Below are 19357 nucleotides of genomic sequence, written 5' to 3'. Positions count from 1 at the left end.
TCGGTCAGGCGTCAGGGGTGCATCTTGCGACTGCTCCGGCCACCGCTCCACAGCCACAGCGCGGCCACCACCGCGACCAGCACGCCGAGCGCGATGAGCCCGTCGGGAACGCCGCCGGAGCCCTGTTGTTGCTGCGTGACGACCTGCGGCGCGCGAGCGGCAGGAGGAGGCGCGGGCGCGGCAGAGGAAGGCTGCGCGACCAGGGCCAGCGGGATCGCGTCGGTGTCGCTGAAGTTGACCATCCCGGTCGCCTCCAGCACCGTCATGTGGTCGAGCACGGTGTCCATGCAGACCTTGGCGTAGTCGCGGATCGCCGTGTTGCGCGTGCCCGTGCGCACGGTGGCGAGGAACTTGTAGACCACGCCGTGCGCCGCACGAAGCCGGTTCGCGAACACGCGGTCGAACTCAGGACTGCGCGCGGGCGCGGCCTGCATCTCGTTCAGCCAGCCCTGCTGCGCCTCGTTGGGCTGCGTGGGCAGCTGCACGTTCAGCGTCCGGGCGAGTTGGACGGTCCGCCGGTCCAGATCGGAGTGACCGTCGATCAGGTGCCGGCCCGCCTCCTGCACCAGCGGGTTGGCCGACTTCTCCAGGCCCATCCGCCCGGCAGGGCCCTCCCACAACCCGGCGAGCGCCACCTTCTGCAGCAGGTCGCGCCCGGCAGGCCCCATCGGCCCGAACTGGGTCTGCACGTAGTCGGGGCCGAGGTCCTGCTGGGCGAACGCGGGCGGGGCACCGAGCAACAGGATCAGCAGGGAGACGAGAAGTGTCCGCATGCCGGGAGGTACGGACAGACCGCCAGACGCCGACCGTTGCACAGTGCAATGTTTATCGTTTCGTTATCTTGATCGAGCCCTGTAGAACTTGCGGGGTGAGCGATGTCGACGATCTGACCGACGCGGTCCTCACCGCGTCCCGCCTGTTGATCGCCGTGTCGGCACGCTCGCTGGCGGCGGTCGAGGAGACGCTCACGCTGCCGCAGCTCAGGATGGTCGTGCTGCTCGACAGCCGCGGCCCGATGAAGCTCACCGCGCTCGCCGACCTGCTCGAGGTCAACCCGTCGACCGCGAAGCGGATGATCGACCGGCTGATCACGTCGGACATGGTCGGCCGCGAGCCGAACCCCACCTCGAAACGCGAGATCGTCGTCGCCGTCACCGAACAGGGCCGCCGCGTCGTGGGCGAGGTGATGGCGCGCCGGCGGGCCGAGATCAGCAGGATCGTGGCACGGATGCCGGAACACCTGCGGCACGGCCTGGTCGAGGCACTGACCGCGTTCGCCGAGGCCGGTGGCGAACCCCGCTGGTCAGCCCGTGACGAGTCGCCGGAACGGACCCGCGACCACGCGGAAGTCGACTGACTCGTCCAACGCGCGGTGCAGCACCAACCCGTCGATGGCCGCACCCAACAACAACGCGACGGCATCGGCGTCCTTCACCCCGGAGTCGTGCAGCCACGCGGCGACCCTCGACCGGAAATCGGCGACCAGCGCGGCCAGCGACGACCGCAGCTCGGGCAGCCGATGTGCGGCCAGGAACGCCTCGGCCAGCAGCAACGACTCCGGATCCGTGCCGGTGTAGCGGGAGAGCTCCTCGAGCATCCGCTCGATGCCGGCGGCCGGATCAGCGGCACGCAACACGTCCGCGGACTCGGCCAGCATCTTCGACGCGAACCGCAGCGCGGCCGTCGACAGCAGTTCCGGCACCGACGAGAAGTGGTAGTGCACGAGAGCGGCGTTGACGCCCGCCCGCTCGGCGATCAGCCGCGTGGTGACCGCACCCCAGCCGACCTCGCCCACCAGCTCGGCGGCGGCGTCGAGAAGTTGTTCACGGGTGCGGCGACCACGATCGGCAGACTTGGGCACGCGCCCAAGGTTAGCTTTCGGCCTTCTTCCTGAACGCGTCGAGCACCTCGACCCAGCCACCCGAGTTGTCCTCGTGGGCCTTGGCGCGCAGCTCGTCGGAGCCGGCCAGCGCCGCGAACCCGCTCTCCACGACGCGCAGCCGCGTGCCGGAGCCCTCCTGCGTCAGGGTGAACTCGACCAGCGTCGTGTTGTCCGAGGTCAGCTCCTGCCCCTCGAACGCGCTGGCCCAGCGGTACGACACGAAGCTCTGCGGCGTCACGGTCTCGGCGCGCACCGGGTAGTCGCCGTACTGCTCGTTCTTGCACAGCGTCGTCTCACCCTCGACGGCCACGCCAGAGGGCGCCGAGGCCACCCACCACCCCGGCTCGGTCACCAACTGCCAGACCCGCTCCAGCGGTGCCTCGATCACGGTCTCGCGTTCGATCCGGTCCACGGTCACGACAACTCCTGAAGTCCGCCAACAAGTGCAACCCCAGAGTTGCACATCCCCCGAGGATGCGCAACTCCAGGGTTGCATGTCTCTCCCGCGCCCCGAACGCGGGAGACGTTCCTACGAGCGGGCTCCGAGCGATCCGACGATCCCCGCGGTCACCGCCGAGGAGCTGCGGACCGTGCCCTTCTTCAGGCTTGCCTTCCCTTCGGGCTGGTCCTCGGCGACGACCTCCCGCGTGCCGATGAAGTCACCGTTGTCCGGGTCGATGATGATCTCGGTGAAGTCGTCGTAGTACTTCTTGCCGAGCGCGACGCCTTCCTTGCCGTCGAGGTTCGCCCGCTTGTCGGTCACGACCAGGCCGGGCAGCAGGGCGAGCGCGCGGAAGAGGTTCGCCCGCACCTCGGCGGGGTACTGGCCCGTCCGCAGCGCGTTCAGCGCCGACATGAACGCACCTGCCTCTTCGGCGTGGCCCTCGTCCCTCAGCTTGGCCAGCAACTCCTTCGGGTCCTTCGGCAGCGCGGCGATGAACTCCGGCGTCGGGTTGTGGAACGACGCCGCGGTGCACCGGTCCGGCTGGCCTTCGGCGAAGTAGGAGTAGTTGCCGCACTTGGCGCGGAACTCCTCGCCGTCCTTGAACGACGTCGCTGCCTCCGGCTTGCCCGAGCCCTCGTGGCCAGGCACCCACTTCACCGAGTTGATCGTGTTCTTGAACATCCACTCGTCGCGGAAGTCGGAGGGAATCCACTGTTCCTGGACCATGTCGGTGGACGAGGCCTTCGCCGGCCCGTCCCCGGACTCGATCATGATGCCCTCGTACCGGGTCCGCACGTAGCGGAACTGGCCAGGGCCGACCGGGCGGTCGACCACGCGCGAGGCGAGGTCCGCGGCCTTGGTCAGCTCCTCGGCGGCGGTCGCGGAATTGCTGCCGACACCGGTCAGGTCGACGGTCGACGCGGCCAGGCCACCACCTGTCAGCACGGCGACGGCGGCCGCGGCGGCGAGCCAGCGGACACGACGGCGTGGCCGGTGTTCGGCACCGACAGCGATCGGCTCGGCGACTTCGGCACGCGTCTCGAGGGCTGCCGCCAGCGCGGACCTGCCGGCGGCGACGTCGAACTGGACGGGCTCGTCGCCGGCACGGGAAAGCGCCGCGTCGAGCACTCGGTCGAGGGTCTCGGGCTTGGTCGGCTCAGACATGGCTGTCCTCGGTGAAGTCGTAGTCGGTCGCGGCGAGGCGGGTGCGCAGCCGGGCGCGGCCGCGGTGCAGCCTGGTGCGCACAGTGGCCACCGGGACGTCGAGCGCCACGGCGATCTCGGCCGGCGAGAAGTCCGCCCACGCGTTGAGCAGCAGCACCTCGCGTTCCTCGAGGCGCAGTTCGGCGAGCCAGGCGGTGAGCGGTCCGGCGAGCACGTCCGCGTCCGCCGCGGCGCTCACCCGGTCACCGATGTCGGCCTCGTCGGTGCGGGCCGCGTACTCCTTGCTCCACGCACGCAGCTTGCGTTCCTCCGCACGCACGTGACCGCGCAGCAGGTTCGTCGCCACGCCGTAGAGCCACGCACGCACCGCGTCGGCGTCGTAGGACTGCCCTTGCCGTTGGTCCCAGAGCACCAGGAAGGCCTCGGACACCACGTCCTGCGCGGTGTCGGTGCCGACCCGCCTGGCCACGTAGCGGTGCAACCGCTCGGCCGTCGATTCGTAGAGAGTCAGCAGCGCGGCCTCGTCCAGCAGGCCGGGCGCCTCGTCTTCGATGGTCAGCGCCACGGGCGCCACGTCGCTTCGCACATGACTACCTGGCCGCAGCCCCCACGAGCGTTCCCGGCGTGTGCTCACCGCCACATCGTGAGGTCTCAGATCAGATCTCGCTCGGGTACGGGTGCCGTGCCGTGAACTCGGCCGCGGTCATCCCGAACAGCACCACGTCGTGATGGCGCCCGGCGAAGAACTCGTGGTCGCGCAGCCTGCCCTCCTCGTGGAAACCGAGCCTGCGCTGCAACGCCATCGACGGTTCGTTGAAGCCCCACACGCTCGCCTCGCACTTGTGGAACCTGCGCTCGCCGAACATGAAGCCCAGCAGCATCGTCACCGCCTCGGACGCGTAGCCGCGCCGCCAGTGGTCCCGGCCGAGCGCGATGCCGTAGGAGAACCGGCCGGCCCGGTGGTCCACCGAGTGCGTCGACGTCGAACCGACGAGCGCACCGTCCTCACACGACTCGATCGCCAGCTGGAACTGGTCGCGTTCCGCCTGCCGGAGCGCGGTTTTCTGCGCCCACTCGCGTTGCCGGGCGGCCGACGACGGTGGGTGGATCATGTCGGCGGCCCGCTGGGTGGCGGAGTCCTGGTCGAACTTCTGGAACGCCTCCCAGTCCTCGGGTTCCACCGCGCGCAGGCGGACGAGCCGTCCGGTCCAGACGTTGGTCATCCGGAGATCGAATCCGCCGGGCTCGCCCAGAGGCAACTCGTTTCGGGGACACGATCGGGTGACTACTAAGATCGTCCCGGTGACCGCCTACGACGACCTCGAGCTCGACACGACCGTGCTGCCGGAACGCCAGCAGAAGATCCTGGTCGCCATCCGCGACTGGGTTGTGGAGAACGGCTACTCCCCCAGCACGCGTGAGATCGGCGAGGCGGTCGGCCTGAAGTCGTCGTCGAGCGTCTCCAAGCACCTGTCGGCGTTGGAGGACAAGGGATTCCTCCGCCGCGGCAGCTCGGTGTCGCGGCCGATGGACGTGCGGGTCTTCCTGAACGAGACCACGTCGCCCGTGCGGGTCTCGGAGGACTCGATCTCCGTGCCCGTCGTCGGTGACATCGCCGCCGGTACGCCGATCACGGCCGTCGAGCACGTGGACGACGTGCTGAACCTGCCGCGCGGGCTGGTCGGGCGCGGCAGCAACGTGTTCGCGCTGCGCGTGCGCGGTGACTCGATGATCGACGCGGCGATCTGCGACGGCGACATGGTCGTGGTCCAGCAGACGCACGAGGCGTACAGCGGGCAGATCGTCGCCGCGATGATCGAGGAAGAGGCGACCGTCAAGGTCTACCAGCGCCGCAACGGGCACGTGTTCCTGGAACCGCGCAACCCCGACTACCCGGTGATCGACGGCGACAAGGCCGTGATCCTGGGCATCGTCGTCTCGGTTCTTCGCAGCGTCTGAGCACGGCTAGAGGGCGCCCCAGTCGCGTTCCTTCAGGTGCTCGGCCACGGCTTGCGCGGCGCGGGTCGGAGTTGCGCGGGTCACCAGGTAGAGGGTGTTGAGCGGCGGGATCTCCGGGTGGTGCAGCTGTTCGACGGATCCGGCGGTGATGGCCGGTTCGGCGAGGTAGCGGGGCAACGCCGACACGCCCGCTCCGGCGATCACCGCGGCCAGCACCGCGCGCAGGTCCGGGACGACGATCGCCGTGGGGTTCTTCGGGCGCCGGCCGAACTCGCTGCGCCAGTACCTCCTGATGATCGGCAGCTCGTCGGAGTAGGCGACCAGCGGCAGGTGTTCGAGAGCGCGCGCCGGGTCATCGGCGAGCAGTGCCTGGTCGACGGTTCTGGCCAGCAGAGGTGGGCCGACCAGGAGGAACTCCTCGTCGGTCAACGGCGTCGCGGTCAGTCCCGCGCCGGGGCGGACCGAGGACAGCACGATGTCGAGCTGTCCGGCCTTCAGCGCGCCGAGCAGGTCGTTCGCCAGGCCCAGCGTGATCTCCACCCGGATGCCGCGCTGGGTCAGCGGGGTGAGGGCCGGCATGCCGCGGGTGGTCATGAACTCGGCCGCTCCCCCGATCCTGACCGTGCCTTCGAGGGCAGGTGCCGGGTCGAGTGCACTTCTGAGCTGATCGACGTGCGGGCCGACGCGCCGGGCGAGGTCGTCGGCCCGGGGCGTGGCGGTGACCCCGCGGCTGCTCCTGATGAACAGGGGTTCGCCGAGGTCGCGCTCCAGCCTGGCGAGCTGCCCGCTCACCGCGGGCTGGGTGAGCCCGCGCCTGGTCGCGGCGGCCGTGATCGATCCGCCACGGTAGATCTCCAGGAACGTGGCCAGGAGATCCAGGTCTGTCAACTTCTCGGCCATAAGGCAGCTTATAGCACCGTCGGCGCGCTTGAAGGATTCGTGATGGTATGGCCGCATGAAGAAGCTACTGATGGTCGTGACCGGAGCAGACTCGCTGACGCTGGCGGACGGCACGAACCACCCCACGGGGTTCTGGGCCGAGGAAGTGGTCGAGTCGGTGCGCGTGCTCCGCGAGGCCGGCGTGGAGGTCACCGTGGCGACGCCGGGCGGTGTCGTGCCGACCGTCGACAAGGCGAGCCTGGACGGCAGGTTCGATGACGCCGTTGCCTCCCTTGAGGATCTGCGTGCGCCGGCGACCTTGGCGTCGCAGAAGGCGGCCGACTTCGACGCGATCTACCTGCCCGGCGGCCACGGCCCCATGACGGACCTGGCGTTCGACCAGGACCTGGGCACGCTGCTGGCGGACTTCCACGACAGCGGCAAGCTCGTAGCGGCGCTGTGCCACGGGCCGGCCGGGCTGCTCAGCGCGGTCCGGGCGGACGGCACGTTCGTGTTCGCCGGCAAGGAGCTGACGGTGTTCAGCGACGAGGAGGAGCGCATCGGCGGCCTGAACGTCCCCTACCTGGTCGCCGGACGGCTGGCGGAGCTGGGCGCGCGCGTCACGCCGGGTGAGCCGTGGTCGAGCACGGTGGTGGTGGACGGCAGGTTCGTGACGGGTCAGAACCCGCAGTCCACTGTGGCCACCGCGACTCAGGTCGCCGCTCTCATCTAGCGGAGGGCTGCCGCGATCCGTTGCAGCAGGGCCTGTTCGTCGGCCTTGGTGACCGGCAGCTCGTTCGGCGCGTTGTCCCAGTCGACGCCGTCCAGCCCCAGCACGGACTTCCGGTCGAAGTCGAGCGCCTGGTCCGCCATCTCCGGCCGCAGCAGGTCGATCACGAGACCCGTGTCCACGGTGGTGTGCCCGGCGAGCAGGGCGGCGTCGTAAAGGTCCTTGGCCTGCGGGTACATGTCGGTCGCGAGCCACTGGAGCTTCCAGGCCAGTGACAGCTCCTGGTTCGCCGCCAGCAGGATCGTGCCGGTGACCTCGACGGGCTCCGGCGCGATCGGCAGTTCCTCGTTGAACACCAGGTCGATCTGGATCGCGCCCTGCGGCAACCCTTCCACGTCGAACGGGAACACGATCCGCCGGCCGGGCACCCGCTCGTAGGTCCAGATGTGCTCGGTGTCGGCCTGGTCCGCGCGCAGGCCAGGTCCGGGGTCGTCCTCGACCGCCTGGACGATGTCGTCGATGAGCTGCTGCGCCCGCGGGCTCTCGAACGCGATGGAGCGCGGCGTGACCACGAAGTCGAGGTCGCCGGGTTCTCTGGCGGCGGCGCCGAACCACGCCTTCATCACGACGCTGCCGCGCAGCACCAGGTTCTCGGTCCAGGCCGAGTTCCCGATGAGGTGCAGCACGTGCGCCATCGCCCCGCGGCGCGCGTCGAGCCACCGCGCGCCGTCCGCGGGGTCACCGAACTGCGGGTCGCCGCCGCGGAAGGCGTGCGAGAACTGCTTGAGCGCGGGGTCGAACACCGCGCGCTGCTTGATGTCCTGGCCCGGCTTGACCACGAGCGGGTGGAACGTCGACGGGAAACCACGGTCCCAGCGCGGTGCCTGTCGCAGCCGCTCGTCCGTGCTGCGTGCGGACTTGCCGTGGATCCACCCGTTGTCGATGTGCAGCGCGTCGTCGTCGACGACGTACTCCTCCTCGACCTCCAGCACCTGGAACTCTTTCAGGTCAGCAAGAAGCCGGTCGAGCCGCTGCTTCGCCGTGGCGCGCCCCACCCCGAAGCACCGTTGCGTGATGAACCGCTCCTGCGAGCCGTCGTCGTACTCGCGGCGAGCGTTGCGCGAAACGTGCGCCTCGTGCCCGTCGATGGCCTTCCAGACGCGCGCGTGCCAGTCGTGCCACGTCCCGGTCATCAGGACTTTCACGTGGTGCTCGAAGTACAGCGCGGGATCGGCTTCCTCGTCGGTCTGCGGCACGCCCTCGTTCCACGGCGCCGCCTCGATCTTCACCCGCACCACGAACAACTCGGCGGCGAGCAGCTTCTGCCGCCAGCCCTCCGCGACCGCCCGCACCTCGTCGACCGTGCCCTTGGCGCCGATCGTCAGCATCGGCTGCGACCACACCTCGCCCCGGTGCAGCTTGATGTGGCTGAACTTGAGCCCGTGGCGCTCGGCGAACTCCCCCAGTTCGTCGACCTGCCACTCCGACCCGGTCAGATGTAGCTCGAACTCGCCCGCGTACATGTCCTCCCCCTCTACGAGGCGCTGACGTTAGCCGAGCATCACCTGCAACACACACAACAAATACAGCAGCACCGGCCCGCGGCTCAGCTGCAGCACCAGCCCGATCGGCACCGGCCCGAGCACCCCGAAGTCGATCGCGGCAACCCCGTAGTCGAGCGGCGGCCGCGTCGCGATCCGGTACACCACAGCCACCGCCCCCACCGCCGAAACCACGCCGTTCAGCCACGAGACGTGCGGCGTGAACGGCACAGTCACCACACACCAGACCACCGCGCCTGTGGCCGGCACCACGAGATGCGCGAGCCGCAGAAACCCGTCCGGCACACCGAGCATCCGGCGGATCGCCGCCGACCGGCAGACCGCCTTGAGCCCGGCCGCCAGGCGATCGGTGGCGACGAACGCGGCCAGCAGATGCACCGCCGGCACCCAGTCGACCTCACCACCGAGTGCCACCAGCGCGGGCAACGGCACCAGCCCGACCCACACCAGCACCGCGTTCGGTGCTCTGCGGGCACGCAACACGTCCGTCCACACCAGCACCGTCAGCCGGGATCCCCGCATCCGCGATGAGCGAACCCGGCCGAGCGCCCGCGCCCGCCGTTCCGCCAGGATCGCCCCCAGCAACGCCAGGTCGAGCCACGCCACCGACACCCGCACCGCCGCGGCGAGCGACGCTCCAGCAGCGAGGTCCGCGCGGTTCAACCGCCGCAACGACAATCCCGCGACCACGACCAGCAGCACCGCCACCGGAATCAGCCACACCGCCTCGCCCGCGGCGAAGTCCGGCCTCAGGAACAACGCGAGCACAGCCACCCCGGCCAGCACGCTCAGCCAGGTCTGCGGGCGCAGCCGAAACCTTTGCAGCACAACGGCACCCGCCACCACCGCCAGTCCGGCCGCAGCGGATCCCGCGAACAGCAACGGCCCTGGCGGCGCGGTCGCCCCCACCACACCGAAGACGGCGGCGGGCCACACGGCACCCACCGCCGCGCCGAACCCGAGCAGGCCGAGGAAGCGGGGCGTCAGCAACGCGACCCGGTCCACCGGCGAACTCAGCACCCAGAACATCCGGTCGCGGCCCGCGAACACCGGCCCGAACGCCAGCAACACCTTGAGCAGCACCACCGCCGCCAGCACGGACAGCCACAGCGCGGTCCACTCGCTCGCGCCCTGCTGCCCGGTCTTCTCCAGCCCCTTGAACGCGACACCCCAGCCGATCGCGCCGAAGATCGCCGTGGTGACGAGCCGCTCGTAGAGGCGGGCGAGCCGGAACCGCCACGGTGGCGGCGGACGCCTCAGCCGGTGCCGGACCTCGCCCGCGGACGGGATCACAGGAGCACGGAGCGGTCGGCGACCGCGTCGACGAGATCCCGGTCGTGCGAGGCGAACACCACGGCCACCCCGGCCGCCTTCTCCGCCTTCAGCCGCTCACGCAGCCACGTGCGTCCCTGCACGTCGAGCCGTTGCTCCGGCTCGTCCAGGACCAGCAGGCCGCGCGGCCGCACGAAGCACGAGGCGAGGCCCAGCCGGTGCCGCTGCCCGCTCGACAGCGTGGGCGGCAGCTGGTCGCGCACCTCGGACAGGCCCAGTTCGCCCAGCACGTCGAGCACCTCGCGTTCGACGTCCGGTGTGCCGTGCAGCCAGGCGACCAGCCGCAGGTGCTCCACGACGGACACGTCCGGGAAGTAGTCGGCGTCGTCCAGCAGCGCGGCGGTCAGCGCGCGGAACGACGCGGAGGCCTCGTCACGCACCGCTCCGCCTACCAGCACCTCGCCCGCGTCGTGGGTCTCGGCTCCTACCAGGCACTTGAGCAGCGTGGACTTGCCGGAGCCGTTGCGGCCCTCGATCGCCACCGCCTCCCCCGCGGCGACGGTGAAGCGGAGCCCGGTGAACACGGGGTCGTCGCCGTAGCTCTTGCGGACGTCCCGCACCTCCAGCATGTGATCAGCGTAATGGGAATAGCTCGGGCACCCGTGCGTTAAGGTAGATGCAAACGCATAGAACTCGAAGACAGAAGGAGGCGGGTGCCGTGCAGTTCGGAATCTTCTCGGTGAGCGACATCACCAGGGACCCGGTGAGCGGCGAGACCCCCAGCGAGGCCGAGCGCATCGACGCGATCGTGCAGATCGCTGAGAAGGCCGAGGAGGTCGGGCTCGACGTGTTCGCGATCGGCGAGCACCACAACCCGCCGTTCTTCTCGTCCGCGCCCAGCACGCTGCTGAGCCACATCGCGGCGAAGACGAAGAAGCTGATCGTCAGCACCGCGACGACGCTGATCACCACCAACGACCCGGTGCGCATCGCGGAGGAGTACGCGATGCTGCAGCACCTGTCGAAGGGCCGCATGGACCTGATGCTGGGCCGCGGCAACACCGCGCCGGTGTACCCGTGGTTCGGCGCGGACATCCGGCAGAGCCTGCCGATGGCACTGGAGAACTACAACCTCCTGCACCGGTTGTGGCGCGAGGACGTCGTGGACTGGGAAGGGAAGTTCCGCACCCCGTTGCAGGGCTTCACCTCCACGCCGCGGCCGCTGGACGACCTGCCGCCGTTCGTGTGGCACGGCTCGATCCGCACGCCGGAGATCGCCGAGCAGGCCGCCTTCTACGGTGACGGCTTCTTCGCGAACAACATCTTCTGGCCGAAAGAGCACTACATGAGGCTGATCAAGTTCTACCGGCAGCGGTACGCGCACTACGGCCACGGCACGGAGAAGCAGGCCATCGTCGGTCTCGGCGGTCAGGCGTACATCGCGAAGCGGTCGCAGGACGCGCTGAAGGAGTTCCGGCCGTACTTCAACGAGGCACCGGTCTACGGGCACGGGCCGAAGATGGAGGACTTCATGGAGATGACGCCTCTGTCGGTCGGCAGCCCGCAGGAGGTCATCGACAAGACGCTGACCTTCCGCGAGCACTTCGGCGACTACCAGCGCCAGATGTTCCTGATGGACCACGCCGGCCTGCCGCTCAAGATGGTGCTCAACCAGCTCGACCTGCTGGGCGAGGAAGTGGTTCCGGTGCTGCGCAAGGAGATCGAGGCGCGGCAGGACCCGGAGACCGCCAAGCCGCCGACGCACGCGGTGCGTCTCAAGGAGAAGTACGGCGACCAGCCGGCCCGTCAGCCGAAGCCGAACGCCAACCGGGGTGACAACGTCACGGGTGGCTCGCCCTACCAGGACACCGAATGACCCGAGCCAACGAGGCGTGGGAGTCCCTGATGAGGGCCTACGCCGTGCTGATGAAGCAGTTCAACGCGGAGGACGTCTGGGGCGACCTGACGATGCGGGAGTACGACGTCCTCTACACGTTGTCCAAGTGCGACAGTCCACTCAGGATGAGTGAGCTGAACCGCCACGTGCTGCTGAGCCAGCCCGCCCTGTCCCGCATGGTCGACCGCCTGGTCGACCGCGGGCTGGTGGAGCGTTGCCCGGATCCCGGTGACCGCCGGGGTGTGCGCCTGTCGCTCACCCCGGCCGGCCGGAAGACCCAGCAGGAGATCGGCCGCCCGCACGCCCGCGGCGTCACCCGCGCGTTGAGCGTGCTCACGCCTGAAGAACTCGACCAGCTCGCCGTGATCACTCGCAAGCTGGCGGAGAACGAGGAGACATGACCACACAGTCGCAGCTCGTCATCGTGTCGGCCGGCACGAGCGACCCGTCGTCGACGCGCCTGCTCGCCGACCGCGTCGCCCAGCGCGTCGCCACGCTCGCACCCCAGAAGAAGCAGCTCACCGTCGGCATCCAGACGATCGAACTGCGCGAGCTGGCCGGCGAGATCGCGAACGCACTGGTGTCCAACCACATCGGCGCGAAGCTGCAGAAGGCGATCACGGCCCTGCAGCACGCGGACGGCATCGTCGCGAGCACCCCCGTCTACAAGGCGGGCGCGAGCGGGCTGTTCACGTCGTTCTTCCAGATCCTGGACAACGACCTGCTGATCGCGAAGCCCGTCGTGCTCGCCGCGACCGCCGGCACGGCCCGGCACGCGCTCGTGGTCGACGACCAGATGCGCGGCCTGTTCGCCTACCTGCGGACCGTCGTGGTGCCGACATCGCTGTTCGCCGCGACCGAGGACTGGACCGACCCCGGGCTGAACAAGCGGATCGACCGCGCGGCCCTCGAACTGGTGGTGCTCATGGCCTCCGGGTTCGAGAAGCAGGTGCGTGACGAGTCGTGGGGCAGCTACCAGCACGAGTTCGGCAGCGCGGGCGGCACCGAGGTGTCGATCGACTTCGACTCCGACCTGATGAAGCTGGCCGCGGGCGGCGCGGCCAACTAGAAGTCGGCACCGCGCGAGAGCATTTCGTGCGCGCGGAGCTCAACGAGTGCACCTTCGTGCATGGCAACGGCGGCGTCGTACGCGGCGCCGCCGAGCACCAGTCGTTGCGGCGGCTGGGGTGCGTCCATCGCGGTGAGCACGGCGCGCACTCCGCGTTCGGGATCGCCCGGCTGCTTGCCGTCCTGGTCTGCGAACGCCGCGCGGATGCCGTCCACCAACCCCAGGTAGGCGTCGACGGTCTCATGCACGGGCTCGTCCTGGAAGCCCGCGTAAGCCTTGGTGCGGAACGATCCCGGCTCGACGACCAGCACCCGCACGCCGAACGGCTCGACCTCCTGGCGCAACGTCTCCGACAGGCCTTCGAGCGCGAACTTCGCCGCCGAGTAGTAGCCGAACCCCTGCACACCGACGAGACCGGCCAGCGACGACATGTTCACGATCCAGCCGTCGCCCCGCGCCCGCATGCCCGGCAACACCGCGCGCACCAGCGTGACCACAGCGAACAGGTTCAGCTCGAAGCTGAGCCGGACCGTCTCGTCCCGGGTGCCCTCCACCGAGCCGTACCAGCCGCGGCCCGCGTTGTTGACCAGCACGTCGATCCCGCCGAACCGCTCCTCCGCCGCCGCGACCGCCGCGCGAACCTGCTCGGCGTCGGTGACGTCGAGACTCAGAACGAGCACGCGGTCGCCGTACCGCGAAGCCCATACGCGCAGTTCATCGGGGCGACGAACGGTCAGCGCCACCCGATCTCCCCGCTCGAGCGCGGCCTCGGCGTAGGCCATCCCGAACCCGCCGGGCGTCCCTCCGGTGATGAACCAGGTCTTCATCAGACTTCACCTTTCGCTATAGAGAGTCATGTAGCGCTACATAAGCTACTATAGCGGTATGCAGAACGCACGGGATCGGCTCCTGCTCGCCGCGGCGGAGATGCTGGAGAACGGCGGCAAGGTGTCCACGAGGGCCGTGTGCGAACGCGCCGGGGTGCAGGCACCGACGCTGTACCACCACTTCGGCAGCAAACAGGGCCTGATCGACGCCGTGCTCAACCACGGGTTCACCCAGTACGTCGCGGTGGAGAGCTCCGGCGACCCGCTCGGCGACCTGCGCGAGGGCTGGGACCGGCACGTGCGGTTCGGGCTGGAGCACCCGTCGTTCTACGGGCTGCTCTACGGCCGGGCCGAGCCGGGAAAGCCTTGCGCCGTCACCGCTCCCGCGCACGCCGCCCTGCGCGACAGGTTCACCGAGGCCGCCGCGCAGGGCCTGTTGAAGGTGCCCGCGGATACCGCCGCGGAACAGGTGCTCGCCGCCAACGTCGGCGTCACGCTGACCCTGATCACGCAAGCCGAACCGGACTTCGAGCTGTCCGCGGGCGTGCGCGAGGCGGCGCTGGCCGGTGTGCTGCACGCGACCGGCGCGGAAACCCACGACCGGGCGAGCACCGCGCTCACCCTGCGCGCCCTGGTCGACGAGGACGCCGGCGATCTCACACCAGGCGAGCGCGCGCTGCTCGGCGAGCTGCTGGACCGGCTGGCCCGCTAGACCACCCGGTGTTCCTCCGACCAGGGCACCAGCTTCCGTTCGGCAAAGGTCAGGCCGTAGAACAGCGCGACGCTCATGATCGCGAGCAGCCCCATCGCCGCGAAGGCCAGCGAGGTGTTCGCGCTCCCGCCGGACAGGCTGATCACGTACCCCAGTCCGGCGCTGGAGCCGACGAACTCGCCGATCACCGCCCCGATGACGGCCAGCGTGATCGACACCTTCAGCCCGACGAAGATCTGCGGCACCGCGTGCCGCAGCCGCAGCTTGAAGAACTCGTGGTGGCGCGAGGCGTCCAGCGACCGGAACAGCTCGACCAGCTCACCCGGCGTGGACTTCATGCCGGACGCGGTCGAGATGACGATCGGGAAGATGCACACCAGCACCACCATGAGCACCTTCGAGGAGATGCCGAACCCGAACCACACCACCACGATCGGCGCGATCGCGACCTTCGGCACGGCGTTGAGCGCTACCAGCAGCGGGTAGAACATCCGCTCCAGGACCGTCGAGCCGACGATCAGCAACGCCAGCGGCACACCGATCACAATGGACAGTCCGAATCCGGACACGGCCTCCCACAACGTGATCAGCGACTGCTCCAGCAGGTAGCCCGGCACCTCCAGGAACTCACGGACCACGTCCGCGGGCGACGGGACCAGGAACTGCTCGATCCCGAACACGATCGTCGCGAGCCACCAGGCGCCGATGATCGCCAGCAGGCCCAGCACCGGCAGCACGACCTTCACGCCGTCACCTCCGCCAGCAGCCCGCGCAGCTCCCGGCTCACCTCGTCCAGTTCGACGTGCCCCAGCGCACGCGGCCGGGCCAGGGCGACGTCGACGATCTGGTGGATCCGGCCGGGGCGCGGGCTGAGCACCACGATCCGGTCGGCGAGCAGCACGGCCTCGTCGATCGAGTGCGTCACGAACACGACGGTGCGCGGCAGTTCGAGCTGAACCCGTTGCAGCTCCTCGGAAAGCTCGGTCCGGGTGATCGCGTCCAGCGCGGAGAACGGTTCGTCCATCAGCATCACCCGCGGGCTCTGGATCAGTGACCGGCACAGCGACACCCGTTGCTGCATGCCGCCGGAAAGCTCGTGCGGCAGCCGTTTCTCGAACCCGCCGAGCCCGGTGAGGTCCAGCAGCTCGTGCGCCCGGTCACGGTACTTCCGTTGCACCAGGCCGAAAATCTCGATCGGCAGCAGCACGTTCGACAGCACCGACCGCCACGGCAGCAACGCCGGTCGCTGGAACATGAACGAGACGTCTCGCCTCGGCTTTCCCACCCGCTCCCCCGCCACCAGGACCTCGCCGGCCGAAGGCCTGAGCAGGCCGGCGATCAGGCGCAGCAACGTCGACTTCCCGCAGCCAGAACGCCCGATCACCGCCACGAACTCGTGCTCGCCCACCTCCAGGTCGATCCCTGCCAGGGCATCGACGGTGCCGAAGGTGTGCGAGACGCCGTGCAGACCGATCACTTCGGCGCCAGCCCGAACGAAGCCAGGTCGTCGGGACGCACCGAACCCGCGGGGATCGCACCCGCGTCCACGAGCGTGCTGATGATCTTCTCGACCCGCGGCTGGGTCAGCTCACCGGTGGGTCCGCTGAACCCGGACGGCTTCACATAAGGCGCCATCAGCCCGACTTCGGCGCTGGCCACGCCCGCGTCCTGAGTCGGCTGGTACTTCTTGAGGATCTGGCCGAGCTCGTCCGGGTGTTCGATCGAGTACTGCAGACCCTTGAGCAGCGCGTCCCTGAACTTGGGTACCAGGTCGGCCTTGTTAGCGGCGATCTCCTTCGACGTCACCAGCGCGTTGCCGTAGAGGTCCGGCACCAGGTCGCCGTACGGCAGCACGACCGCCTTCCTGCCCTTGGCCGCGGCCTCGATCAACGGCTTGCCGACGACGAACTGCCCGATCCCGTCGACCTGCCCGGCCGCCAGCAGCTGCGGGAGCGCGGGCGGTGCGGACGGTACGAACTGGACCTTCGCCGGGTCGATGCCCGCCGCCTTGGCGTAGACAGGGAACATCACCTGGTTCGTGGAACCCGGCTGGTCGCCGATCTTCTTGCCCACCAGGTCCGCGGGCTTGGAGATCCCGCTGCCCTCCAGCGCGACGATCGCGGCGAGCGACCGCTGGTGGATCGCCGCGACCGTGGTGACCGGCAGCTTCTCCTTCGCGATGGTGATCGCGGTGGCGGTGAAGTCCGCGATGCCGAAGTCCGCGCGGCCGCCCGCGACGAGTTTGAGCACGTCGACGCTGCCGGTGCCCGGCGTGATCGTGACGTCGAGCCCTGCCTGCTCGAAGAAACCCTTCTCCTGGGCCACGTACGCGTACGCGTCCCGGCCGAACGTGCTGAACGACGTCAGATAGTTGACCTTGGTCTTCGCGGCCGCCGGCTCCGGCGATCCACCGCAGGCCGAGACGGCCAGTGTGATCGCGAGCAGGACAGCTGAAACCGCTTTCCTCATGATCCCCTCCCCCGAAGGCGCCCTCATGGTCGAACATAGACGCCGGGGAGGACGGATGAACACGACCAATCTGCCCGTGGCCGTGATCGGTGCGGGCCCGATCGGTTTGATCACCGCGCTGGGACTGGTCGCGCACGGGGTGCCGGTGGTGGTCTTCGAGGCGGGGGACGACCTGTCCGGCGAGACCAAAGCAGGCACGATTCTGACGCGCACGCTGGAAGTTCTGGACCGGTACGACGCGCTCGGGCCGGTGCTGGAGGCGTCGCTGCGGATCGACGAGATCGGCGAGCTGGACCGCGCGACCGGGATTTCGACCGGGAGCGTGTTCACTGCCGCGTTGGCCGACGAGACGCGGTTTCCGTTCGTCATCAACATTCCGCAGCACGAGCTGGAGCCGGTGCTCGCGGACGTGCTGGAAAGGCGCGCTCCCGGAGCGTTGCGGCTGCGGCACCGGTTGGTGGACTTCTCCCAGCACAACGACGGCGTGACGCTGCACCTGGAGACGCCGGACGGACCGGTCGAGTTCGCGGCGGCGTACGTGCTGGGCTGCGACGGCGGCCGCTCGACCGTGCGCGAACGGCTCGGCGTCGACGTCAGCGGGCACACGCTGGAGCAGCGGTACATGCTGGTCGACCTGGTGTGCGATCTGGACATCGGCAATCCGCGCGACTACCCGTACCTGGCCTACTTCGGCGACCGCGAGGAGTGGATGGTCCTCGTGCGACAGCCGCACTGCTGGCGGTTCGTGTTCCCGCTCGCACCCGGACGTCCGGAGCCGACGTCCGACGAGCTGCGCGACAAGGCACTTCACTTCATCGGCGAGGTCGACGAGCTGAAGGTGCTCGGGAGCAACGTCTACACCGTGCACCACCGCGTGGCGTCGTCGTGGCAGCGCGGCCGGGTGTTCCTGATGGGCGACGCCGCGCACCTGATCACGCCGATGTGGGCGTTGGGATTGAACACTGGCGTGCTCGACGCGTCCAACCTGCCGTGGCGCCTCGCGTGGGTGTACCGCGGGTGGGCCTCGCCGGACCTGCTCGGCGGCTATGAACGCGAACAGGCACCCGTGGCGATCAACGGTTCCGGTGCGATGGCCGAGGCGGCGCGGGCCGTGATGGACCGGCGGCTGGACTCGGTGGCGGGCTGGAGCGACGCGATGACCCGCACGTTGCTCGGCGTGCGGCTGGGCGAGGACTGGTCGCTGGTGGGCTCATCAGGCCCGTTGCGGGTCGGCGACCGTGTCCCGGACCTGCGGGTTTTCGGTCTGCGCGGCCCGGTGCACCTGCACGAACTGTGCCGCGACTCGTTCATGGCCCTGCATCTCACCGACGCGCGCCGCCGCCCGCCAGTGGCCGGTGATCTGCCCGGTCTTCGTCAGGTCGTGGTGAGCCGGTGGGACGCGCCGCACGACTCGGGCCTGCGAGATCGTGCCTACTTCGATCCGGGCTCGGTCGTCCGCGACCGCATCGGCCTCGGCGACGCGGTGGTGCTGGTGAGGCCGGACGGGCACGTGGCATTCGTAGAACCCTGGACCGCCGGCTCGTGGCGGCACGTCCAGAACCGGTACCTGCGGGAGGTGGGCCTTGAGGGGTGACGTGGTGGTGTCGCCGTCGGGCGAGGAGATCGTGCTCGTCGACGTCGGCCAACGCGTGTTGTACGACGACCCGGTGGTCAGGGTGTGGGAGGTCCGGCTCGAACCGGGCGAGACCCACCAGTGGCACCTGCACCACAACCCGTACGTCGTGCTGAGCATCGACGGCTCGGAAGGCCGGATGGACTGGCTCGACGGCAGCGAACCCCGGTTCATCTCGGAGCGCCGCGGCGGCTCGGTCTACCGGCCCGTGTCGCCCGTGCACCGGCTGACCAACATCGGCACTTCCTTCTACCGCAACCGGCTCGTCGAGCTGAAGGACCTGGGCGAGAACGTGCCGGAACCGCTGGACATCTCGGCTGACGACGTCACCGTGTGGACCGTCGCGGACTCCTCGCTCGACCTGGAGGGGCCGCACGTCCTCGCTGCCCTCGACACCGAGGACGTGCGGCTCCACCCCGGCGGACCGTGCTCGCTCGACGGCGAGTGGTTCGTCGTCGAACTGCGCTACTTGTTCAGGTAGGGCTCGATGTCTTCCATCTCGGCGACCTGACGCACCTCGACCGACATCTCCTCGACGCCGGCGAAGCAGACGATGTACTCCTCCGCGACGGCCGTGGCCTCGGCGAGGTCCTTCGCGTTGATCAGCACGAACCCGCCGACGACCTCCTTGGCCTCGGCGAACGGACCGTCGATGGACTTGACCGCGGTGCCGCGCCTGCGCACGACCGAGCCGGCCTTCTGCACGCCCTCGGCGCCGAGCAGGGCGCCGCTCGCGGTGAGCTTCTCGATGAACCCGTTCATCCGCTCGATCAGCTCGGCGTTCGGCTCCCACGAAGCCGGGTCGTCTTCCTGGACCCGGTGCATGAGCATGAACCGCATGTTCTCTCCTCGGTGTC

The 19357-nt window shown here is 69.4% G+C and carries 24 protein-coding genes; 9 read left to right on the top strand and 15 right to left on the bottom strand.

The window, feature by feature from the left end:
- Positions 1–11: 11 nt before the first annotated feature.
- A complete protein-coding gene (locus ACWGE0_RS29340; RefSeq protein WP_452264126.1) occupies positions 12–773 on the bottom strand; it encodes a DUF4142 domain-containing protein in 762 nt (253 codons plus the stop codon).
- 95 nt (positions 774–868) lie between these two features.
- Here ACWGE0_RS29340 and ACWGE0_RS29335 point away from each other — a divergent pair, with 95 nt between their 5' ends.
- A complete protein-coding gene (locus ACWGE0_RS29335; RefSeq protein WP_452264125.1) occupies positions 869–1357 on the top strand; it encodes a MarR family winged helix-turn-helix transcriptional regulator in 489 nt (162 codons plus the stop codon).
- Here the strand turns inward: ACWGE0_RS29335 and ACWGE0_RS29330 are convergent.
- From ACWGE0_RS29330 to ACWGE0_RS29310, 5 genes are all read right to left on the bottom strand, one after another.
- Positions 1304–1861: a TetR/AcrR family transcriptional regulator gene (locus ACWGE0_RS29330; protein WP_452264124.1), complete on the bottom strand. Its 558-nt coding sequence runs from the start codon at positions 1859–1861 to the stop codon at positions 1304–1306. The genes ACWGE0_RS29335 and ACWGE0_RS29330 overlap by 54 nt on opposite strands.
- Before the next feature lie 10 nt (positions 1862–1871).
- Positions 1872–2300: an SRPBCC domain-containing protein gene (locus tag ACWGE0_RS29325; RefSeq protein ID WP_452264123.1), complete on the bottom strand. Its 429-nt coding sequence runs from the start codon at positions 2298–2300 to the stop codon at positions 1872–1874.
- A gap of 111 nt (positions 2301–2411) precedes the next feature.
- On the bottom strand, positions 2412–3491 hold the full coding sequence (locus tag ACWGE0_RS29320; RefSeq protein ID WP_452264122.1) for a CU044_5270 family protein: 1080 nt from the start codon (positions 3489–3491) through the stop codon (positions 2412–2414).
- Positions 3484–4125: an RNA polymerase sigma factor gene (locus tag ACWGE0_RS29315; RefSeq protein ID WP_452264121.1), complete on the bottom strand. Its 642-nt coding sequence runs from the start codon at positions 4123–4125 to the stop codon at positions 3484–3486. Before ACWGE0_RS29315 ends, ACWGE0_RS29320 begins: the two co-directional genes overlap by 8 nt.
- A gap of 22 nt (positions 4126–4147) precedes the next feature.
- Complete coding sequence (locus ACWGE0_RS29310; RefSeq protein WP_452264120.1) at positions 4148–4714, bottom strand: GNAT family N-acetyltransferase; 567 nt, start codon at positions 4712–4714, stop codon at positions 4148–4150.
- Positions 4715–4793: 79 nt separating this feature from the next.
- Here ACWGE0_RS29310 and lexA point away from each other — a divergent pair, with 79 nt between their 5' ends.
- Positions 4794–5450: a transcriptional repressor LexA gene (lexA, locus tag ACWGE0_RS29305; RefSeq protein ID WP_452264119.1), complete on the top strand. Its 657-nt coding sequence runs from the start codon at positions 4794–4796 to the stop codon at positions 5448–5450.
- Between the two features lie 6 nt (positions 5451–5456).
- Here the strand turns inward: lexA and ACWGE0_RS29300 are convergent, their stop codons facing one another.
- Positions 5457–6350 (bottom strand): LysR family transcriptional regulator, encoded by an 894-nt coding sequence (locus ACWGE0_RS29300; protein ID WP_452264118.1) that lies wholly within the window; start codon positions 6348–6350, stop codon positions 5457–5459.
- Positions 6351–6405: 55 nt separating this feature from the next.
- Here ACWGE0_RS29300 and ACWGE0_RS29295 point away from each other — a divergent pair, with 55 nt between their 5' ends.
- Entirely contained in the window at positions 6406–7062 is a 657-nt protein-coding gene (locus ACWGE0_RS29295) for a type 1 glutamine amidotransferase domain-containing protein (RefSeq protein ID WP_452264117.1), read from the top strand.
- Here ACWGE0_RS29295 and ACWGE0_RS29290 read toward each other — a convergent pair.
- From ACWGE0_RS29290 to ACWGE0_RS29280, 3 genes are read right to left on the bottom strand one after another with little or no spacing between them, the layout of a single operon-like run.
- Positions 7059–8582, bottom strand: a complete 1524-nt coding sequence (locus ACWGE0_RS29290; RefSeq protein WP_452264116.1) for a nucleotidyl transferase AbiEii/AbiGii toxin family protein — start codon at positions 8580–8582, stop codon at positions 7059–7061. The two genes, ACWGE0_RS29295 and ACWGE0_RS29290, sit on opposite strands and share 4 nt — an antisense overlap.
- 27 nt (positions 8583–8609) lie before the next feature.
- On the bottom strand, positions 8610–9914 hold the full coding sequence (locus ACWGE0_RS29285) for a DUF6297 family protein (protein ID WP_452264115.1): 1305 nt from the start codon (positions 9912–9914) through the stop codon (positions 8610–8612).
- The gene (locus tag ACWGE0_RS29280; protein WP_452264114.1) at positions 9911–10522 is read right to left on the bottom strand and encodes an ABC transporter ATP-binding protein; all 612 of its coding nucleotides are present in this window, start codon (positions 10520–10522) and stop codon (positions 9911–9913) included. The genes ACWGE0_RS29285 and ACWGE0_RS29280 overlap by 4 nt, the downstream gene beginning before the upstream one ends.
- A gap of 89 nt (positions 10523–10611) precedes the next feature.
- On the opposite strand from ACWGE0_RS29280, the gene ACWGE0_RS29275 reads away from it, so the two are divergent.
- Genes ACWGE0_RS29275 through ACWGE0_RS29265 form a run of 3 tightly spaced genes read left to right on the top strand, consistent with a single transcriptional unit; the run spans position 10612 to position 12859 of the window.
- Positions 10612–11769, top strand: a complete 1158-nt coding sequence (locus tag ACWGE0_RS29275; protein ID WP_452264113.1) for an LLM class flavin-dependent oxidoreductase — start codon at positions 10612–10614, stop codon at positions 11767–11769.
- Positions 11766–12191 (top strand): MarR family winged helix-turn-helix transcriptional regulator, encoded by a 426-nt coding sequence (locus ACWGE0_RS29270; protein WP_452264112.1) that lies wholly within the window; start codon positions 11766–11768, stop codon positions 12189–12191. The genes ACWGE0_RS29275 and ACWGE0_RS29270 overlap by 4 nt, the downstream gene beginning before the upstream one ends.
- A complete protein-coding gene (locus ACWGE0_RS29265; RefSeq protein WP_452264111.1) occupies positions 12188–12859 on the top strand; it encodes a CE1759 family FMN reductase in 672 nt (223 codons plus the stop codon). The genes ACWGE0_RS29270 and ACWGE0_RS29265 overlap by 4 nt, the downstream gene beginning before the upstream one ends.
- Here ACWGE0_RS29265 and ACWGE0_RS29260 read toward each other — a convergent pair.
- Positions 12856–13686 carry an SDR family NAD(P)-dependent oxidoreductase gene (locus tag ACWGE0_RS29260; RefSeq protein ID WP_452264110.1) on the bottom strand — a complete coding sequence of 277 codons (831 nt, stop codon included), beginning with the start codon at positions 13684–13686 and terminating at the stop codon, positions 12856–12858. The genes ACWGE0_RS29265 and ACWGE0_RS29260 overlap by 4 nt on opposite strands.
- A 58-nt stretch (positions 13687–13744) precedes the next feature.
- Here ACWGE0_RS29260 and ACWGE0_RS29255 point away from each other — a divergent pair, with 58 nt between their 5' ends.
- Positions 13745–14398 (top strand): TetR/AcrR family transcriptional regulator, encoded by a 654-nt coding sequence (locus ACWGE0_RS29255; protein ID WP_452264109.1) that lies wholly within the window; start codon positions 13745–13747, stop codon positions 14396–14398.
- Here ACWGE0_RS29255 and ACWGE0_RS29250 read toward each other — a convergent pair.
- The 3 genes from ACWGE0_RS29250 to ACWGE0_RS29240 are packed head-to-tail and all read right to left on the bottom strand — an operon-like array spanning position 14395 to position 16867.
- Positions 14395–15144, bottom strand: coding sequence for an ABC transporter permease (locus ACWGE0_RS29250; RefSeq protein WP_452264108.1), 750 nt, complete (start codon positions 15142–15144; stop codon positions 14395–14397). The two genes, ACWGE0_RS29255 and ACWGE0_RS29250, sit on opposite strands and share 4 nt — an antisense overlap.
- The gene (locus tag ACWGE0_RS29245) at positions 15141–15875 is read right to left on the bottom strand and encodes an ABC transporter ATP-binding protein (protein ID WP_452264107.1); all 735 of its coding nucleotides are present in this window, start codon (positions 15873–15875) and stop codon (positions 15141–15143) included. Before ACWGE0_RS29245 ends, ACWGE0_RS29250 begins: the two co-directional genes overlap by 4 nt.
- A complete protein-coding gene (locus tag ACWGE0_RS29240; protein WP_452264106.1) occupies positions 15872–16867 on the bottom strand; it encodes an ABC transporter substrate-binding protein in 996 nt (331 codons plus the stop codon). Before ACWGE0_RS29240 ends, ACWGE0_RS29245 begins: the two co-directional genes overlap by 4 nt.
- Positions 16868–16922: 55 nt before the next feature.
- Between ACWGE0_RS29240 and ACWGE0_RS29235 the strand changes: the two genes are divergently transcribed.
- Entirely contained in the window at positions 16923–18461 is a 1539-nt protein-coding gene (locus tag ACWGE0_RS29235; RefSeq protein ID WP_452264105.1) for an FAD-dependent oxidoreductase, read from the top strand.
- Positions 18451–18981, top strand: a complete 531-nt coding sequence (locus tag ACWGE0_RS29230; RefSeq protein ID WP_452264104.1) for a hypothetical protein — start codon at positions 18451–18453, stop codon at positions 18979–18981. The genes ACWGE0_RS29235 and ACWGE0_RS29230 overlap by 11 nt, the downstream gene beginning before the upstream one ends.
- Here the strand turns inward: ACWGE0_RS29230 and ACWGE0_RS29225 are convergent.
- On the bottom strand, positions 18966–19340 hold the full coding sequence (locus ACWGE0_RS29225; RefSeq protein ID WP_452264103.1) for a YciI family protein: 375 nt from the start codon (positions 19338–19340) through the stop codon (positions 18966–18968). The genes ACWGE0_RS29230 and ACWGE0_RS29225 overlap by 16 nt on opposite strands.
- Positions 19341–19357 lie beyond the last annotated feature (17 nt).

It is taken from the genome of Lentzea sp. NPDC054927 (assembly GCF_053610285.1).
This window is presented reverse-complemented; position numbering and strand designations above follow the sequence as displayed.

What these genes read in the sequence shown, in the direction of transcription:
- ACWGE0_RS29310 (WP_452264120.1), bottom strand. Translation starts at nt 4,714, where the DNA reads ATGACCAACGTCTGGACCGGACGGCTCGTCCGCCTGCGCGCGGTGGAA.
- ACWGE0_RS29225 (WP_452264103.1), bottom strand. Translation starts at nt 19,340, where the DNA reads ATGCGGTTCATGCTCATGCACCGGGTCCAGGAAGACGACCCGGCTTCG.
- ACWGE0_RS29255 (WP_452264109.1), top strand. Translation starts at nt 13,745, where the DNA reads ATGCAGAACGCACGGGATCGGCTCCTGCTCGCCGCGGCGGAGATGCTG.
- ACWGE0_RS29280 (WP_452264114.1), bottom strand. Translation starts at nt 10,522, where the DNA reads ATGCTGGAGGTGCGGGACGTCCGCAAGAGCTACGGCGACGACCCCGTG.
- ACWGE0_RS29340 (WP_452264126.1), bottom strand. Translation starts at nt 773, where the DNA reads ATGCGGACACTTCTCGTCTCCCTGCTGATCCTGTTGCTCGGTGCCCCG.
- ACWGE0_RS29295 (WP_452264117.1), top strand. Translation starts at nt 6,406, where the DNA reads ATGAAGAAGCTACTGATGGTCGTGACCGGAGCAGACTCGCTGACGCTG.
- ACWGE0_RS29260 (WP_452264110.1), bottom strand. Translation starts at nt 13,686, where the DNA reads ATGAAGACCTGGTTCATCACCGGAGGGACGCCCGGCGGGTTCGGGATG.
- ACWGE0_RS29290 (WP_452264116.1), bottom strand. Translation starts at nt 8,582, where the DNA reads ATGTACGCGGGCGAGTTCGAGCTACATCTGACCGGGTCGGAGTGGCAG.
- ACWGE0_RS29265 (WP_452264111.1), top strand. Translation starts at nt 12,188, where the DNA reads ATGACCACACAGTCGCAGCTCGTCATCGTGTCGGCCGGCACGAGCGAC.
- ACWGE0_RS29240 (WP_452264106.1), bottom strand. Translation starts at nt 16,867, where the DNA reads ATGAGGAAAGCGGTTTCAGCTGTCCTGCTCGCGATCACACTGGCCGTC.
- ACWGE0_RS29320 (WP_452264122.1), bottom strand. Translation starts at nt 3,491, where the DNA reads ATGTCTGAGCCGACCAAGCCCGAGACCCTCGACCGAGTGCTCGACGCG.
- ACWGE0_RS29235 (WP_452264105.1), top strand. Translation starts at nt 16,923, where the DNA reads ATGAACACGACCAATCTGCCCGTGGCCGTGATCGGTGCGGGCCCGATC.
- ACWGE0_RS29270 (WP_452264112.1), top strand. Translation starts at nt 11,766, where the DNA reads ATGACCCGAGCCAACGAGGCGTGGGAGTCCCTGATGAGGGCCTACGCC.
- ACWGE0_RS29300 (WP_452264118.1), bottom strand. Translation starts at nt 6,350, where the DNA reads ATGGCCGAGAAGTTGACAGACCTGGATCTCCTGGCCACGTTCCTGGAG.